We start from the raw sequence: 17,578 nt of genomic DNA on the forward strand, positions 1-17,578 counted from the left end.
GCTCCTTTTTAAAATATAAGAAAAATTAATTAGATTGAATTTTCTGAATATAATCATCGCAACCGCGCGGGGGACAGCCTAAATTTTCGCTGTCCGCGCCGCTTTCAACCCGGACGCATGCTTTCGCTGTCCGCATCGTCGTTCGCGGGATTCCGATTGGACAAGTCGGCTGCAAATTCCTGAAACGCTTTTTGAATCTGCGGATCGCGCTTGATTTTTTCTACGCATTCCTCGTATTCTTGCATCGATATTTTACCGGAGATGGCCTTGACCCACATGCTTTCCAGCTCTGCGCTGTACTTGGGCCAAGCCTCGATCCACGTATCCGAGATGAGATAGCGGAACGGATCGATGACGCCCAATTCTTCATAAGGAGCCGCCTCCAGCTTTTTTTCCTCGTTCCACGCTTGTGGCGCTTCCGGCGCGATTACTTTGCCCCAACGCGTGTACGACGGCGTGATTGGACTTAGCGTGTTGACGTTCATTTGTTCCCGCCCCAATTCGGTCAACACCTTTTCGCCGTTGTCTGACACGTTGTAATGGACACCTTCCTTGCCGTAATAGGCGAAATCGGTCAACTCGGCCGAGGCCGTCCTCTCAAAGTACTGCAAAATCGCCTCCACCTTTTCCCGAGACACTTTTTTGCTGATATGATGCGCCCCTCGCGTCCCGATATCCAAGCTTGCGGCATAATCGCCGTTCGGCCCTCTCATAGGAGGCAATGTGATCAACTGGCCTTCCGGCTGTACCTTCCGGATCTCATTCGTCCAAGAGTAGTCCCGATAGATGGCGTAATTAAAGGAGGCGGCGCGCCCGCTCTCTATCATGTCCGACAATTGGGTGCCGTTCAATGCGGCGAACTCGTCCGGCAGCGCGCCTGCGGCATAAAGCTCCCTAAGCCAGCCGACAAGCTGCGTGAACTGCGGCGTCAAATAGTTATACATCAACCCGCCCGCCTCGTCGTAGGTCGGATTATACACGCCAAACGCAGCCTGGAGCGACGGGTCCGGCTCCGGACCGATTGCCAGTCCGATCGTATCATCCATCCCGTTACCGTCGGGATCGCCGTTGGCAATCGCGATCAGCGTCTCCTTGTATTCGTCCATGGTCGTCGGTACCGGGAGTTCGAGCCGCTCCAGCCAATCCTTTCTTATCTTCAAGCCGCTGTCGATCAATGATCGACTTCTCGGGATCCCCATGATCTTATCGTCCACCCGAACATAGCTCCATGCGCCTGGCGTCATATTGTCGCGCAAATTCGGGTATCGAGAGAAATCGCCTAGAAACGGCGTCAAATCCCAAAATGCGCCTTGCCGAATCGCGTTGATCAGGGTCGGCTTATTGTGCTCGCGTCCAAACACCACCTCCGGAATGTCGCCGGAAGCCAGCACCAGATCAAGCTTGGTGCTATACTCATTGCCCGGTACCCAGAGAATGTTCAGCCTGGTGTTCGTAAGCGACTGGAACGCCGCCCAATATTCATTCGACAAATCCGGATTTTCCTGCGTCAAGTCGGTCATGATTTCGATTTCCAAGGGACCTTCGCTCGTTTTTGACTCACCGCCCTTTTCATTCAATGAGCATCCGCAGACAACCGCGAACAAGGCTGCGGCGGCAAGCGCTATCACGATTCGTATGCTGGCTGTCTTCGTTGGGGACAGCATGTGTCGTCATCACCTCCGGGCGGCATGTTGCTCGGTACACTCCCTATACTAAGCGAAGTGCGACTAGCGCTCAATAGTCGATATCTGACTTCTCTCACCATTAGCTTCAACACCGCCTGCACCAAGGATTTTTTCACTCTGGTAAAAAACTAGCTATGGCCGACCAACGTCCAATATAGGTATAATAAGGGGCACCTTGCCGCAGCTTGGGCTTGCGCGTTTCAAGATGTAGTCGCGGCGTGGGAAAGGGGATGCGAAACGCATTATGAGATCTTATTTGTACCGCTTAATCTGGCTGGGCTCGATCTCCATTTGCCTGCCCATTATTCTCGCCAGCCTGGTCTATTACAACACGTCGATGAAAAGAGAAATCGTACACATTCAGAAAAGCAACCAGATCTCGCTTGGCATCATTCAAACGTATATCGACAATGCCATGTTCGGCGTCGTCCAAGAGCTGACCAGTTTCGCTTTTGATCCCGATGTATTCGAAGCGTTTTTGGCGCTGGACGAGACGGCGAGAATTGACAACAACACGTTCATTTTGTCCAAAATTTCCGCGCTCTTGCAAAGCAGCGAATTTATTAACGAAATTTATTTCTACAACATGAACAACGATTTCATTTTGTCCAGCGCGCAAGGGAAAATTGCCGCCAACCAATTCCGTTTCGTCGACGATCTCGCGCATATTGCCAATGACACCAAAAGCGCTCACTGGACCTATTTGCCCGCCAGCGAGCAGGAGGGGTATATTTCGTTTGTATTGACGCTGCCTGCGATGTCGCTTCGCCCGCAAGGCGTGCTGGTCGCTCAGGTCGAAGTGGAGCAATTCAACCGATACTTGACCACATTTTTGACCATTACGAACAACCAATCGATATTTGTAAGAAGTGCAGCGGAAGGCAGCTTGTTTCAGTCAAAGCAACTGACGTCCGTCAACGAAGCAATAGCGAAAAAGATGGATCAGGATTCCCTGAACAACCCTTCTTCTGACAACGCTTCCATAAAAGGGGGAGGTGGCAGCGAATATTTTTATTCGTACCAAAAATCCAACTCGGGCCTGAGCTACGTTTCCGTGACTTCCCGTTCCGTTATTGTCGGCGAGTTGCGCTGGATCATGTGGAGCACGATCTTTGCCGTGGCCATTTTTTTGACGATGGGCATTATACTGACGATCTACAACTCCAGGCAGGCCTACAATCCGATCGGCCAGTTGGTCGATTACGGCAAGCGGCTTCGCGATCATTCGGCCGGCACGCCGGAAGAGGAATTTTCATTCCTGCGCCAATGCCTCGACCAGTTCAACAGCGAGGTCAATTCGCTTCATGTGATGGTCGCCAAATCCGAGCCGTTTTTGATCGAGCGCTTTATGCAGCATTTATTGAAGGGCAACTACACCTCTCGAAGTCCGCTCTACGAAGATTGTGAGCAATACGGCGTACCGGTCGATTGTACCTACGTCGTACTGGTCGTGCGAGTGGAGGACTTTGGCAAGAACGGGCGCTTTCAGTCCAAAGACAAGCCATTGCTCGCCTATGCGGTCATGAATGTCATGAACGAACTGCTGGAGGAATACCGCCTGGTTAAGGGCTATGTTCTGGATGATCTGCGCGGCCATGAGATTGCTGCTCTGTGCTTTGATCCCGATACCCCGCCGGATGCGGCTACCGGCGAAGCGCGCGCCTACGCCGAGGGCGTCAGCGCGGCCTTGCAGAACTATCTGAATGTGCGGGTTTCAATCGGAATCGGTCGCGCCTACCCGCATATCGGGGATATTTCCTTGTCCTACCGCGATTCCATGCTCGCCCTGCAATTCCGGCTGCTGGCGAGTACGGAAGCGATTATATCCATCGACGACGCGCCGATGGAAAAACTGACGCTGCCCGAATATCCCTACGAAACGGAAAACGCCCTCATCGAGGCGATGCTGAACGAAGATTCACCCGCCTTCAAGACTGGCATCTGGACGTTCAGCAGACTTGTGACGGAAAAGGAATCGTATTACTTCATTTATCAGAGTTATCAGGTGCTATTGTCGGCGCTTATCGCCAATGCCGAGAAAAAATGCGGCACTTCGCTGGGCATGCTGGAATACGATTTGTTCGATCAGTTCAGAACGAACGAGACGGTGGAGGAGATCGGCCTCTGGTTCATCGATACGATCCCTCCGCTCTATTCGAAGGTTATGAAGGACAACAACCGGACGGCAGGAAAAGCAGGGGTCAAAGAAGTCTGCAAATATATCGCCAATCATATTTCGCGCGACATTTCACTTACCGAATGCGCCGAACTGGCACATATGAACCCGTCCTATTTCAGCCGTCTGTTCAAAAAGGAAACCGGCGTGACGTTTCACGAATACTTGATCAAATCAAAAATCAACGCGGCCGTCAAGCTATTGGTCGAGAGCGACGTGAATATTAGCGAGATCGCCGAGCGTGTCGGCTACTCGCATCGCTCATTCAACCGCATTTTTCAGCAGGCCTTTCAGATGTCGCCCAGTCAGTACCGGGGTCTTCACCGTTAGACGACCGTCCGCTCCTCATTCCACCTGCAGGACGACTACGGACATCGGCGGCATATCCAGCGCGAGACCGGCTGCATTAAGACGCGCTCCGTCGAATCGCGCCGGTTGTACTCGGTCAGGTTCGTCAAAAGAATTGTGGCTGTTCATCGCCTCCGCCGCCAGCACCCGCCCGGAAACGCGCTTGCCCGCAAAGCCTTCAATCCCGCAATTTACCGCTGCAGAGCGGGTCGGGTCGGTGTTGCACAGCGTCACATGCAGCTTGCCCTGCGCATCGATCGAGGCAGAAGCGCTAATCTGGGCGATTGCCTCCTCCTTGCGAACATACATTGCCGAGTTGATCTCCAACGGCTGCATGACGGCGTCCTGGTGCACTTTGAACATTTCAAAAACGTGGTAGGTCGGCGTCAAAATTATCCGCTCCCCCTCCGTCAGAATGACCGCCTGCAGCACATTGACGGTCTGGGCGAGATTCGCCATCCGTACGCGATCGCAATGATTGTTGAAAATGTTGAGGCAAATGGCAGCCGAAACCGCGTCCCGCATGGTGTTCTGTTGAAATAAAAACCCGGGGTGGGTGCCGGTCTCTACGTCGAACCATGTGCCCCATTCGTCGACGACGAGCGCCACGCGCTTCTCAGGATCGTATTTGTCCATCACGGCCGAATGCTTCATCACCAGATCTTCCATATAATATGCTGATTTCATTACCGCGAACCATTCGCGTTCATCAAAGTCGACCGCGGAATGCGCATGCTTGCGCCCGTCCGGGTTTCGTAAAAACATCCGGTTTCCATCGGGATTTTCGATATACAGACCGTAATCCTTGACTCGGGTATAGTAATGAAGCGACAGGCCATCCATGAATGGAGCGGCTTCGCGCATCAGCACCTCTGTCCAATAATCATGATCATCCCTTGGTCCGCACGCAACCTTGTAGAGCTGATTGCCGCCGTAATTTCGGCAATACACGCTATATTGCTTATACAGGTCCGCGTAATATTCCGCCCGCATTTTTCCTCCGCAGCTCCAATTTTCGTTGCCGACGCCGAAATAGGTCAGCCGCCACGGTTCCTCGCGGCCGTTGGCGCGCCGCAGCTCCGCCATCGGAGACTCGCCGTCGAACGTCATGTATTGAATCCACTGCTCCATCTCTTCGACCGTGCCGCTGCCGACATTGCCGCATATATACGGCTCGGCTCCCAGCATATCGCACAGGTCAAAAAATTCGTGGGTGCCAAAATGATTATTTTCTACGACGCCGCCCCAATTCGTATTGATCATGCGCGGCCGTTGCTCGCGCGGGCCGACCCCCTCCCGCCAATGATAATTGTCGGCAAAGCAGCCTCCCGGCCAGCGCAGCAGCGGAATGTTCAACGCTTTGAGCGCATCGACGATATCATTGCGAATGCCGCGAGTATTGGGAATCGGCGAATCCTCCCCGACCCAAAAGCCCTCGTAAATGCAGCGTCCCAGGTGCTCCGCAAAATGCCCGTAAATGCTGCGATTGATGCGATGCTGCCCAGCGTGAATCTTAATTTTTATGCTGTTTGTCATAGTAAGCAATCCCTCCTGTTAGTGATCGTTCGAACGCCACTCGTAAATTACGGCATCTCTGCCCGGAATCGTGACTGCCCATCCCTCCTCCGTCGATTGCAGACTGCCTTCTCCCCAGATTCGCCTGAGCGGCTGCGGACGTCCGTATACGGATGCAAGACGGATGCCGGCGTACTGAGGCTCCCGCCGGGGGTTGATTGCCCATATATAGCGAGCGCCCCGCCCTTCATGCAGCCGGACCTGGATCGTCGGATTCGACGTCTGTATATGAGGGGTCTTGCCTATCCAGCGGCATACGACGTCGAACAACCGCCTGCCGCTCTCTCCGCCGTCCCGGTAATAGGCAATCGAAGGATGCGTCCCGATCAAAAGCGTCCTTCCGCGGCCGCAACGATGCTCCACCACCGCCAGCCGACCGTCGCGATACCGCCCGCGCGCAGTACCGCCCGCCAGCACGTAGCTCTGCTTGTATCCGTGCCCCCGAACAGGCGTGCCGTCCATCTCGAATTCAATGCGATCGCCGTGATCGGGCATGAACTCGACTTCGGACTCGCGCGCGCCGAATAGGCGGTGCAAGCCGTGATTCGGCTGCATGCTGCCCGCCTTGCCCTGTTCATCGAAATAGCCCGGACAACCCTCGCAGATCAGCGCTCCGCCTTGCTCTACCCAATTCTGCAATGCCCGCCCCTGCTCTGCGGCCAAGCGAATGGGATAAGGCAAGTAGAGGGTATCATAGTGACCGATATCGTCCAAGCGAACCCAATCTGCCTGGATGTTGCGATCGAAAAACCCGCGATACGCCCCCCACATCGCCTCGGAATAAAGCAGGCTGCTGCCGTACAAAGCGATGCCGGGATTTTGACGCAACAAATAATCGTACTCCTGCGCTTCCGGCACGACAAGGATTGCCAGATCGCCGCGCACGGGATTCGCTCGAAACAGCTCCGCTTGCCCGGGCTCGTTTGCCCACTTGGCAATCGTGCTGCCCATACGCGAGCGCGCCGTACGCGAACCATCCATGTCGTATGCGCCGAACGCGCCGAACAGCGGCCCGTCAAGCAGCGGTCGCCAGCGCGGCGCGAGCAGCCCCTTGGCCCCTCCGGCGAGCGAGATCATTTGCCATACCCGGAGGTCCTCCGGCTCGGCAATTCGACCATCCTCCCTTTCTCGTCCGATGATTTGCGGTTGCAGCCAGAGCGGTCCGCCTTGCATCTCCGCGTGCCAGAACGGCTTCCCCCGCGCTGCTGCGCGGACGAGATCCACTGCGTGCCACTGCTTCCAGGGCTCGTTTCCTTTTCGCGCTTGCACCCAGGTGAAGCCGTATACATCCACCTTGGAGGCTGCCAGCCAATCGTCGGCGCCGTGCGAAGCAAGCTGCGAGAGCGCGCCTGCCACGCCGTGCGCCGTAATGAGGCAATCCGGGTCGACGCTGCGAATCGTCTCGATGCGCCACTGCATTTGCGCATAGTAATTATCTTTCTTGAATTGCAGCCAATCGATATTTTCCCGGTACGGCGCGACGTTCACGGGCGGTTCCACTTGATCCCAAGCCGTATAGCTGTAACGCTGCCATGCCTTTCCCAGACGCTCCACTGTGCCGTATTTCGCAGCCAGCCATGCCCGGAATTTCTTCTTGGTATGCTTGCAGTAGCAGGCCGTCGGCGAGTACATGCATTCGTTCCAGATATCGTAGCCGAGCAGAGCCGGATGGCCCTTGTACCTGGATGCCAGCGCCGTCAGGAAGTCGCCCGCAGCCCGCTTTACGTCCTCGCAATCCAGACAGAGCACGCCGCCGCCGTGACTGAAGCCGCCCGTATTGCTGCTGCCGCCCATACCCGACTTCGCCCTGGTTCCGTCAGCATGAACCGTTCGTCCATCTGCATAACGGGATACCGCCCACTCCGGCACGGACTGGACGTATTCGGCAATGATCGTCTGCATGTTGTGCCGCGCCGCCAGCTCCAACTGCCGGTCGTAATCTGACCAATCATACCGTCCGGGAGCCGTTTCGATAGCGCCCCACATGAACCAATGGCGAAATAGATTGACGCCGTCCTCCTGCGCCGTCCGATAATCCCGCTCCCAATCCTCGGGAGGCGGGTTGGACTTGCGGAAATAGACGGCGCCGTACGGCAATTGCGACCTGGATTCGGACATCCTGACACTCCCTTCCGTCCCATGTGACATTCCCTTGCTTCCTCAGCCTAGTTCTTTCCTGCTCCAGCGCGCAATGGTCGATTGGTGACCTTCGGAAAAGACGGCCGTCAGCAGTTCGAAACGAAACATGTAAAGGATTGTCCATCACAGGCAAACGGCCTGACATTCGAGGATGTCAGGCCGTTTGTTCAAAGCCGCAGCTAAGACCGCGGCAAATATTCGAACCAATCGAAGTATGCAGGCGAGGACGAACGCTTGCCGGCCCCGGTCGCATACATCGCCAGGAAGACACCCGTAAAGCCGCCCGCCACCTCCGTCGCAAGCAAGCTGCTCTCCCCTTCGCCGAACGGTACAGGCGGTCCTGGCCGATCCGGATGCGCATATCCGAACGTATAGCGATCCGGCTCGGCCGACAGGTTCAACACAACCACGTCCCGCTCCCAGTCCTGTTCGCGCTCCACCTTCTGCAGACTGCCGACGCACCGGCGAAATATGAGTCGCTTCCGGCCGTTTTTTCGAGTCAATGCAATCTCGTAATGGAAGCGCTCGTTCATGAACACCGTTAATCCGGCCTCCTCGCCGTCGAGCCCCGGCTCAAAGCGCATGGCGGTCCGGCAAATGCATTGAAAATGCTGTTGCCGTTGACCGACAAAAGCAGGAGCACCGCAATCGTTCAGTGTAACGGCAGAGCCGTGCAGCGTCAAATGGCCCGCTCGCTCGACCAACGACCAATCGGTTGACTGCGGGTTACGAAGAAAGGTCCAGCCCGCTTCCAACTGCGGCTGATCGAAGTCGTCCCTCGCGGGGGACGGCGGAAAAGGATGTGAAGGGAGCGGCTCGATATCCACCGTTTCCCCGACCCGGCCGTTCTCTCCGATCTTTGGCCACCCTTCCGCATCCCAGTAGACCTGAGCGAGAAACGTCTCGCGCCCGAGATGATGTCGCCGCGGATAGCCGACCGGCCGAATGCCGAGAAAAACCGCCCACCATCGCCCATCCTGCGCTTGTACAAAATCGGCGTGTCCGGTCGCCTGAATCGGCAACGCCGAACTGCGATGCGTCAGAATCGGATTGCCCGAGAACGCCTCGAATGGACCGTCCGGCCTCCGACTCCGCGCAATCGTGGCCATATGTCCGTATTCGGTTCCGCCTTCGGCAATCAACAAGTAATACCAACCGCTTATTTTATAAAGATGCGGGGCCTCCGGGTATTGCCCGCCGGTCCCTGTCCAAATGATTAATACCTCGGACAAGCGCTTTCCGGTCTCGATATCGATACGGCTCTGAACAATTCCGGTTGTCGCTTCCCCGGAGCTTGTCGTGAAATAAACGCTGCCGTCCCCATCGAAAAACAAGTCCGGGTCGATTCCGCGCTGATCGACCCATATCGGTTCGGACCATTCTGCCTCGATATCCCTTGTCCACACGTAAAAATTGCCGCCGCCCGAAACATTGGTCGTTGCCATGTAGAAAATGCCGTTATGGAAACGCAATGTCGGCGCGTAAATTCCTTTCGAGCTCGGCGCATCGTCGAGTGGAACCTGGGAGGCGCGCGTCAAGCAGTGGCCGATCGCTCTCCAATTGACCAGGTCCTTGCTATGAAACAACGGCACGCCTGGGAAGTACTCGAACGAGCTAACCGCCAGGTAATAGTCTTCGCCGACCCTGCAAATGCTCGGATCGGGATGAAATCCGCAAAGAATCGGATTTTGGAACGCCATTTCCTTCCACTCCTTTCCTTATTCAGCGCTCGGATGAAGCGATAGACGCATCGCTAAGCCCCTTATTTCGTCCAGTGCGCTTGCACGCTTCTCTTCCCACTGATGAAGCGGAATCGACACGCTGACGGCTGACGTCGCGCGCTTGTCCGCTTGCCGGACCGGGGCAGCGATGCATTGGAAGCCCATGACGCCTTCCTCGCGATCCAGCGCGTAGCCGCACACTCTGATCTCGGCGAGCTGCATCAGCAGCTCCGTCCGCGACACAATCGTATGCGGCGTCAGACGCGGCAGCTCCTCATTCGGAAACAGCCGCAGCAGCTCCTCGTTCGAAAGATCGGCAAGCAGCGCCTTCCCCAGCCCGGTGGCATGCGCATACGCCCGAGCCCCCGGCCCGGATACCATCTGAACCGGCGCCGGCGATGTCGCCTTCGCCAAATAGAGCACCCGGCTCCCCTCCAGTTCTGCGAGATGAAAAGAAGCGCCTATTTTATGCAGCGACCGCTGCGCCTCGCGGTCAAATAGCGCAACGCGATCGTATTGATTAAAAAAGGCGTGCCCCATGTATCCGAAATGCTTGCCCAGCGAGTACGTGCCATCGTCATGCTGCAGCACCCACCCCAGCTCCTCCATCGTTTGCAATAACGAAAACAAGGTGCTTTTGCTAATTCCAGACGATTTGCACAGCGCCGTCAGCTTTCGATTTGCAGGATGCTGCGCAATTTCGCGCAGCACCGCATGCGCCCGCTCCAGCGCGGGCACCCGATAACGCTTCTCCATTTTTGACACGCTCTTTCCTCTATAATGAGCGGCCCTGCGGCCTCATCTGCTTGACCTCGATTCGATGGCGATGCAGGATTGGCTCTGTGTAGCCGTTCGGTTGCTCGATCCCCTGGAAGATCAATTCGCAGGCAGCCTGAAAGCCGGGCGATTGCGAATAGTTGGCAGACATCGGGCGGTAAAGGGGGTCTCGCTCGTTTTGTGCGTCTACAACCAGCGCCATCCGCTTCAGCGTCTCCATCACCTGCTCCGCCGAACACACGCCATGACGCAGCCAATTCGCCATATGCTGGCTTGAAATGCGCAGCGTAGCGCGATCCTCCATCAGACCGACTCCCCCGATATCGGGAACCTTCGAGCAGCCGACGCCATGCTCCACCCAACGCACGACATACCCGAGAATGCCCTGCGCATTGTTGTCGAGCTCGCGTTGGATATCCTCCGCGCTCCACGCCGGATTGCGCTGAACCGGAAGGCGCAGCATTTCATCCGGGCAAGACCTGTCCTCCGCTTGTATGCGGCGCTGCGCACTTCGCACGTCCACCTGATGATAATGCAGGGCATGCAGCACCGCGGCCGCCGGCGAAGGCACCCAGGCCGTACTGGCCCCGGATTCAACATGTCCAATCTTCTGAGCGAGCATATCCGCCATCCGATCGGGCATCGCCCACATGCCCTTCCCGATCTGGGCGCGCCCGGGCAATCCGCAATCCAGACCGACTCTGACGTTAGCTCTTTCGTACGCCAGCAGCCACGGCGATGTCTTCATTTCGTACTTGCGCAGCATTGGACCGGCTTCCATCGAAGTGCGTATTTCGTCCCCCGTACGGTCAAGGAAGCCGGTATTGATGAAAATGAGCCGTTCTTTCACCTCGCGCAGGCACGCTTTGAGATTCAAGCTGGTGCGCCGCTCCTCGTCCATGACACCGATCTTCAAGGTGTGCCGCTCCAGACCAAGCATGTCTTCGACCCGATCGAACAGCACATTGGCAAAGGCCGCCTCCTCCGAGCCGTGCATCTTGGGCTTGACCACATAGACGGATCCCTCGCGCGAATTGCGCAGCGGCCCCGAGGCCAGCAAGTCGTGCTTGGCAATCAGTCCTGTGACGGCCGCGTCGAGGATGCCCTCCGGAACCGCCTCTCCGGCTGCGGTCAGCACCGCGTTCGTCGTCATCAGATGCCCGACGGTGCGGACGAGCATGAGCGCACGTCCCTTCAGTTCAAATGCTGCGTCGCTCGGCGATCGATAGCGGCGGTCCGAATGAAGGCGGCGCACACTCGATTGGCCTTGCTTGACAATTATCGCTTCCAGATCGCCCTGCATTAGTCCGAGCCAGTTGCGGTAAACATGAACCTTGTCCTCGGCGTCGACTGCGGCCACCGAGTCCTCGCAATCCATAATCACGGTGAGCGCCGCCTCCAGCAACACATCCTTCACGCCCGCCGGGTCCGATGCGCCGATCGGGTGGCTGCGGTCGAGCTGCAGCTCGATGTGCAGCCCGTTGTTGCGCAGCAGCACCGCCTCTGGCCGGATCGACTCTCCCCTGTATCCAGCCAGCTTGTCCGCTTGGCGGAGCCCCGTCCGCTTGCCGTCGGACATCGACGCGACCAAGCGTCCCTCGATTAGACCATAATCGACGACTTCCCTATGCGAGCCCTCCTTCAAGGGGACTGTTCGATCCAGGAAGGCTTTTGCAAAGGCGATTACCCGCTCGCCGCGAGCCGGGTCGTAGCTGCCGACACCGGCTGCCGCATCGAGAATCGCGTCGGTGCCGTAAAGCGCGTCGTAGAGACTTCCCCAGCGGGCGTTTGCCGCATTCAGCGCGTAGCGCGCGTTGCTGACCGGCACGACGAGCTGCGGACCGGCCAATGCGCCGATTTCCGGATCGACACGCCGCGTCCCGATTTCGAATGCCTCCGTCTCCGCTTCCAGATAACCAATTTCTCGCAAAAATGCCTTGTAGGCTTCCGGTTCGAAGTCATCCTCATACTGCTTGTGCCATTCGTCTATGTGCGCTTGAAGCTCGTCCCGGCGCATCAGCAACGCCTTATTGCGGGGAATGAGTTCGGTTAAGACCGCTTCAAGTCCCGACCAGAACCGCGCAGCCGAGACGCCGGTCCCCGGCAATGCTTCGTCCTCTACGAAGCGCTGCAACAAAACCGATACCCGCAGATTCCCGATTGTCGCGTAATCCTTCACCGTAAGCCCTCCTCTGCTGCGCTTGCCTTCGCGACGCGATTGCGCAACCGGCCGATGCCCGCAATGCGGCACTCGACGACATCGCCGTCGCTGACCGGTCCCGCTCCGCCCGGGGTGCCCGTCAGAAGCACATCGCCCGGCTTCAAGGTCATGAAGGCGGATACATACGCCACCATTCGGGAGACGGAGGTGAGCATCAGACGCGTCTCGCCGCGCTGGCGGCGAACGCCGTTGACATAGGCCTCGACAACCGTCGCTTCCGGATCAAGCTCGGTCTCGATGATCGGTCCTAACGGACAGAAGGTGTCCCAGCACTTGCCGATCATCCAGTGCCCGTTCGGATGGAAGTAACTCGGCGCCGTCACGTCATTGGCGATCGTATAGCCGAAAATATAGTCTTGCGCCCGCCGCTCCTCGATATTGCGCGCCGTGTGGCCGATAATCACCGCCAACTCCGATTCAAACTTGATGCTCTCCTCGCCCGGCGGCAGTCGAATGACATCCTCCGTCCCGATTACCGTCGTTGTCGGCTTCATAAAGAGAATCGGCAATTCCGGCGCCGTAGCGCGCTGCGTCGCATCCTTCGCGTAATTGGCTCCAATGCCGATGATTTCGTTTGGGATGAGCGGTGCCAGGAAGCGAACATCCGCTTCGACAAAACTAATTTCCGTCCGCCTCCACTCTCCTGTGAGCACGCTGCCCTCAATGACACGCCACCGCCCCTCCTCGCCGATCCCGGTATATATCGTGGAATCGAAACCCGAAACAAATCGTGCAAACCGCAATCCATCACCTCGTTGTTCATTATAATGAACTAAATTCAAAATATCGCACTTTTATTTTACTTTTCTTGTTGTTCCCCGTCAAGTTCGCGACACGACCTTTCGAGCTTGCCACTTCGAATTGCTTCATTATTAGCGGTTACTGCTATGAGATGGTTGGTTTAACGAGGAGCAAAAAACGAAAAGGAGATGGCGTATCATTCGTTGAAGGGAGCCGCAAAGACGGGAATTCAAGCATCCATCTATTTTTTTGAAAAGCAAAAGGGCCGTTCAAGGATATATAAGGATGCGCGATTTTGCCGTGCAGTCCGCTGGCGCCTGATCATGTCAGTGGAATCACCGTATTCTGCCTTATAATCTGATGATTCAGGACAGCTGCTGCGCCAGCCAGTCATATGCCCGGCGTCCGCTGATCTCGTGCCGCCCCGGAAACAAATCCGTCTGCAGCCGCTCGCCCGCTCCAGCCTCGTCATATATGGCACGTAATTGCTCGGCCGCACGCGCGAAGCCGTCCCGCGGAAAGATCGGATCGTCCGCGCCGGACTCCAGGAACAGCGGCCGCGGCGCAATCAGCCCGATCAGCTCCGGCAGCTCGGCGTGCAAGAGCAGCCCGGGCGTGTAGTTGTCGATGCAGTGATTGATCCGCAAGATGCTGTCGCGAAACGTATTGGGGAACCCGGTCAGCACGGCCGCGCGAATGCGCGTCTCCCGAACAGCAGCGGTATACGCGATCAGCGCGCCGCCGGAAAAGCCCATGATGCCGACTCGTTCGCCGTCCACCTCCGGACGCGCAGCCAAATATTCGAAGGCGCGCAACGTCTCGTGCATCCGCAAGCCGGTCAGCGTGCGTCCGAGCATCATGAGCTGCGTCGCCAGCTTGAAGCAGGAGCTCGGCGCGTCCGGATCGGCGGCCGTATCGGCCTCCAGCCGGCGCTCGCCGAAGCCGACCACGTCCGGCGCAATGACCGTCAGCCCGCGCGCGACCAACTGCAGCGCGAAGTGCTGATGGATGCCCGGCGCTGCCGTGTCGGGCGTGCCGTCCGGGAGCAGCCCGACGATCTCGCGGCTGCCGTAGCCGTGCCCGTGCAGCGCGACGACTCCGGGGAGCGGAGCGGCTGCTCCCTTGGGCAGCAAGACGTAGGCGGCGAAGCGCAGCCCCGGCGTCGCAGACAACTCGACCCGCTCCCGGATGTAGCTGCCGCAATCGACCCGCTCCAGTACGCGCGGACGATTATTCGGCTCGGGCTCGAAGCTCCCGAGCGAAGCCAGCAGCGCCTCGCGCAGCCGCTCGCGGCGCTCCTGCGCGCCGGCCGCTTCGGCTTGGCCACGGTGCGCCAGCAATGCGTCTTCGTACAATCGTGTCATGTATGTATCCGCTTTCCATTCGTTCATCGTCGGAGAACCTTCCTTCCTCTTGCCTTTTGATCTGCATGATGCTTTCGAGCCTTAGTGTAGCGCAGGACGCGCAGGATTGTCGAGCAGCTTGCCGGACGCGTCGGCGATGCCAGGTCGTGCATCGCCGGGTCCTCCACCACTGTGCCCTGCGCCGTCTCATGCACCGCCGGGTCCTGCGCCACTCGGTCCTGCACCGCCGGCTTATACGCTTAGACGAATGACATTCCACGATTGCCGCGGCAGCGTCGCTGTCACGAGCGTGCCGTCCGCCGCAGCGTCGCCGCCGTCATGCGGCTTGACCGTGTCCGGCTGCGCTTCGGTATTGACCGCCTTGAGATCGTCATGCTCCAGTACGGTATGGGCGATCACCCGGCAATCGCCGAAGCTGCGCAGATCGGACTGCAGCGTCATCGCCTCGTCCAGACTGCGGTTGACAGCGAAGATTGTGACTTCGCCGCGCGCTTCGTTGTACACGGCGATCGACTCCAGATACGGCACGTCGGTGATCGTCTTGGTGTCGTACTTGGGCGACTGGACGAGCGGTACGAGCGCTTCGCCGTGGCCGTATACCGAGGCATGCAGGAATGGATAAAAGATCGTCTGCCGCCAGGCGCCGCCGTCATTGGCGGTCATGATCGGCGCGATGACATTGACCAATTGAGCCAGACATGCCATCTTCACACGGTCCGCCCGCTTCAGCATGCTGATCAACATGCACCCGACGAGCAGCGCATCCTCATGGTTGTAGACGTCCTCCAGCTGCGGCGGCGCGACCTGCCATGGCTCCATCTGACGGTCGGCCTCATTGGAGTGGTACCACACATTCCATTCGTCAAAGGAGAGATGGATGTCCTTTTTGCCCCGCTTCCTGGCCTTGACGTAGTCGCAGGTGGCGATGACGGAATGAATGAATTGATCCATCTCCAGCGAGCGGGCCAGGAAGGTCGGGCTGTCGCCGTCGCGATTGCCGTAGTATTGGTGCAGCGAGATATATTCGACCTGCTCGTACGTATGATCCAGCACCGTGGCCTCCCACTCGGGGAACGTCTTCATGCCAAGCGAGGAGCTCCCGCAAGCGACCAGCTCGATCGTCGGATCGACCCACTTCATGACCTTGGCGCTCTCCAGCGCCGTCCGGCCGTACTCGTGCGCCGTCTTGTGGCCGATCTGCCAGGGGCCGTCCATCTCATTGCCCAGGCACCACGTCTTGATCGCGTGCGGCGCATGGCAGCCGTGCGAAGCGCGGAGATCGCTATAGTAGCTGCCGGACGGATGATTGCAGTATTCGACGAGATTGCGGGCCTCGTCGGCGCCGCGCGTGCCGAGATTGACCGCCATCATCGCCTCCGTGCCCGCCTTGCGGCACCAGCCGGCGAATTCGTTGAGCCCGAACGTATTCGGTTCGATCGTGCGCCACGCCAGCTCGAGCCGCTTCTTGCGCGCTTCGACCGGCCCCACGCCGTCCTCCCAATTGTAGCCCGAGACGAAATTGCCCCCCGGGTAGCGCACGATCGGAGTCTGCAGCTCGCGCACGAGCGCCAGCACGTCTTCCCGGAAGCCCTGCTCGTCGGCCGTCGCATGCCCCGGCTCGTAAATGCCGCCGTAAACCGCACGGCCCAAATGCTCGATAAAGGAGCCGTAAATGCGCTTGTCGATTTTACCGATGACAAAGTCCTTATCCACCGTTAATTTCGCTTTCATCCCAAACACTCCTTAATAATATTATTAATTCTAATTCATTGAATTCTGTAATTATTAAACTACAAAATACGTTTGACAGCAATCTTTTTTTGGACGACAATAGAAATAATAAAATTGTTAATCAGAGGGGTACAGCGTATGATCCGAGCTACAACCGAAGAACAATGGCTGCCGTTGTACGAAGCGCTCGCGAGCGAGGTGCGGCTACGCATTCTGCGCCTGCTGGAGACGCGCGAGACACCGGCCAACATCAAGGAGCTCGCCGCGGCGCTCGGATTGAGCAGCGCCATCGTCACGATGCATGTGCGCAAGCTGGAGAAGGGCGGTCTGATCCAGACGCGCATGGTGCGGCGCGACGGCGGGACCCACAAGCTGTGCGAGCTGGCCGCGGCGGAGGTGCATATCGCCGTGCATCAGACGCAGGGCAATACCGCGCAGTACCACGAGGTATTTGTGCCGGTCGGCCATTATTCCGAATTCGAGGTCCATCCGACCTGCGGCATCGCCACCAAGGACAAGCTGATCGGACAGCACGACGATCCGCGCTATTTTTTGGAGCCAGAGCGCATGTACGCCCACATTCTGTGGTTCGCCGAAGGGTACGTCAGCTATCGCGTGCCGAACTATCTGCTGCCGGGCCAGCAGGTGGACGAGATCGAGATCGCCGTGGAAATCGGCTCGGAGGCGCCTGGTTACAATGAGAACTGGCCGTCGGACATACACTTCCATCTCAACGATGTCGCGCTCGGCGTGTGGACGTGTCCCGGCGACTTCGGCGAAAAGCGCGGCCGCTACACACCGGCCTGGTGGCATTCGAGCATCAACCAGCACGGACTGCTCAAGGTGCTGCGTCTGCGCCGCGATGGCACGTATCTGGACGGACAGCGCCTCTCCGACGTCGGACTCGGCGCCATCCCGGTCGACCGCAATCAGTGGACGCTGCGCTTCTCCGTCCCGGCCGATGCGCAGCATGTCGGCGGTCTGACGCTCTATGGCGAGGGATTCGGCAATTACAACGAAGATATCCGCTTCAAGGTCTATTATCGCGAAACGGCCCCCTCCGTCCTCTGACGGAAGGGGCCGCTCTGCGGTCGGTCGTA

General features: G+C 57.9%; 11 protein-coding genes. 2 read left to right on the plus strand and 9 right to left on the minus strand.

What is annotated here, in order from left to right; translation table 11 throughout:
* Positions 1-104: 104 nt before the first annotated feature.
* Positions 105-1,535, minus strand: coding sequence for an extracellular solute-binding protein (locus tag IDH44_RS02990; protein WP_190914560.1), 1,431 nt, complete (start codon positions 1,533-1,535; stop codon positions 105-107).
* Positions 1,536-1,929: 394 nt separating this feature from the next.
* Between IDH44_RS02990 and IDH44_RS02995 the strand changes: the two genes are divergently transcribed.
* Complete coding sequence (locus IDH44_RS02995) at positions 1,930-4,191, plus strand: AraC family transcriptional regulator (protein ID WP_190914562.1); 2,262 nt, start codon at positions 1,930-1,932, stop codon at positions 4,189-4,191.
* A 15-nt stretch (positions 4,192-4,206) separates the two neighbouring features.
* Here the strand turns inward: IDH44_RS02995 and IDH44_RS03000 are convergent, their stop codons facing one another.
* From IDH44_RS03000 to arfA, 8 genes are all read right to left on the minus strand, one after another.
* Positions 4,207-5,745 (minus strand): alpha-N-arabinofuranosidase, encoded by a 1,539-nt coding sequence (locus IDH44_RS03000; RefSeq protein WP_190914564.1) that lies wholly within the window; start codon positions 5,743-5,745, stop codon positions 4,207-4,209.
* 18 nt (positions 5,746-5,763) lie between these two features.
* A complete protein-coding gene (locus IDH44_RS03005; protein ID WP_190914566.1) occupies positions 5,764-7,902 on the minus strand; it encodes a beta-galactosidase in 2,139 nt (712 codons plus the stop codon).
* Positions 7,903-8,102: 200 nt separating this feature from the next.
* Complete coding sequence (locus IDH44_RS03010; RefSeq protein WP_190914568.1) at positions 8,103-9,623, minus strand: glycoside hydrolase family 43 protein; 1,521 nt, start codon at positions 9,621-9,623, stop codon at positions 8,103-8,105.
* Positions 9,624-9,641: 18 nt separating this feature from the next.
* Positions 9,642-10,400 (minus strand): IclR family transcriptional regulator, encoded by a 759-nt coding sequence (locus IDH44_RS03015; protein WP_190914570.1) that lies wholly within the window; start codon positions 10,398-10,400, stop codon positions 9,642-9,644.
* A gap of 19 nt (positions 10,401-10,419) precedes the next feature.
* Positions 10,420-12,600 (minus strand): malate synthase G, encoded by a 2,181-nt coding sequence (locus tag IDH44_RS03020; protein WP_190914572.1) that lies wholly within the window; start codon positions 12,598-12,600, stop codon positions 10,420-10,422.
* Positions 12,597-13,385 carry a fumarylacetoacetate hydrolase family protein gene (locus IDH44_RS03025; protein WP_190914574.1) on the minus strand — a complete coding sequence of 263 codons (789 nt, stop codon included), beginning with the start codon at positions 13,383-13,385 and terminating at the stop codon, positions 12,597-12,599. The genes IDH44_RS03020 and IDH44_RS03025 overlap by 4 nt, the downstream gene beginning before the upstream one ends.
* Before the next feature lie 363 nt (positions 13,386-13,748).
* Positions 13,749-14,774, minus strand: a complete 1,026-nt coding sequence (locus IDH44_RS03030) for a dienelactone hydrolase family protein (protein ID WP_190914576.1) — start codon at positions 14,772-14,774, stop codon at positions 13,749-13,751.
* A 204-nt stretch (positions 14,775-14,978) separates the two neighbouring features.
* On the minus strand, positions 14,979-16,478 hold the full coding sequence (arfA, locus tag IDH44_RS03035; protein ID WP_190914578.1) for an arabinosylfuranosidase ArfA: 1,500 nt from the start codon (positions 16,476-16,478) through the stop codon (positions 14,979-14,981).
* A 138-nt stretch (positions 16,479-16,616) separates the two neighbouring features.
* Between arfA and IDH44_RS03040 the strand changes: the two genes are divergently transcribed.
* Positions 16,617-17,549 carry an ArsR/SmtB family transcription factor gene (locus IDH44_RS03040; protein WP_190914580.1) on the plus strand — a complete coding sequence of 311 codons (933 nt, stop codon included), beginning with the start codon at positions 16,617-16,619 and terminating at the stop codon, positions 17,547-17,549.
* Positions 17,550-17,578: the final 29 nt, after the last annotated feature.

Origin of the sequence: Paenibacillus sabuli, from assembly GCF_014705605.1 — a bacterium.
GTDB classification, from domain to species: Bacteria; Bacillota; Bacilli; order Paenibacillales; family Paenibacillaceae; genus Paenibacillus_D; species Paenibacillus_D sabuli.